The 670-nt window shown below is 67.6% G+C and carries 2 protein-coding genes; one reads left to right on the plus strand and one right to left on the minus strand.

Annotated features, from left to right (window positions below; translation table 11 throughout):
• On the plus strand, window positions 1-161 hold a 161-nt coding region (locus JCM25156_RS26530), incomplete at its 5' end, for a GcrA family cell cycle regulator (RefSeq protein ID WP_034961593.1).
• A 107-nt stretch (window positions 162-268) separates the two neighbouring features.
• On the opposite strand, the gene JCM25156_RS19450 is transcribed toward JCM25156_RS26530, so the two are convergent.
• Window positions 269-670: bactofilin family protein (locus tag JCM25156_RS19450; RefSeq protein ID WP_025814470.1), on the minus strand; the 402-nt coding region annotated here is incomplete at its 5' end.

Genomic DNA, 670 nt, shown 5'->3' on the forward strand with positions numbered 1-670 from the left:
GCCGCCGCAGCAGCCAGTCCTGCTGCTGGCCGCTGGGTGATCCGGGCACGCCGGGCTTCCATTTCTGTGGGGCGACACCGCTGCCGGGCAAGCCGTACTGCGCCGAACATGCCCAGCTTGCCTATGTCAAGCTGCGTGACCGGCGCGACAACGTGGCCTGACCGGTTCCTTCCCGCCATCCGGACGGGGCGCCATAAAAAAAACGCCAGGGCATTGCTGCCACTGGCGTTTTTTGTATCCGCCCGGCGTGGGCGGATCAGGTGGCCTGTTATTCGGCGGCGGCGGACTGCGTGGCCGGGGCCGATGCGTCCGGGGTGGTGATCATTTCAAGCTGGCCGGTTATCTGGCCGCCATCTTCCACCTTGAGCCGACGGCACTTGGCCTTGCCCAGCAGCCGCCCGGTAGCGCGGATGGTCAGGCTGCCGCGCACCGTCAGCGTGCCGTCAATGGTGCCCGCCAGTTCCGCGTCCTCGACCTCGACCTCGCCCTTGAACACGCCGCCCTGCGCGATCTGCAGTTCGGAGGCGTTGATGAGGGAGGATTCAACCGTTCCTTCCACCACCAGCCGCTCGGCGTCCTGAATGGTGCCCTGCACGCTTATGCCACGGCCCACCACCAGCGTCCGGCGGTCGGATTCCTTTTTGGCGGCCTGCGCGCCGGGCACGCCGGG

This window comes from Komagataeibacter kakiaceti JCM 25156 (assembly GCF_000613305.1).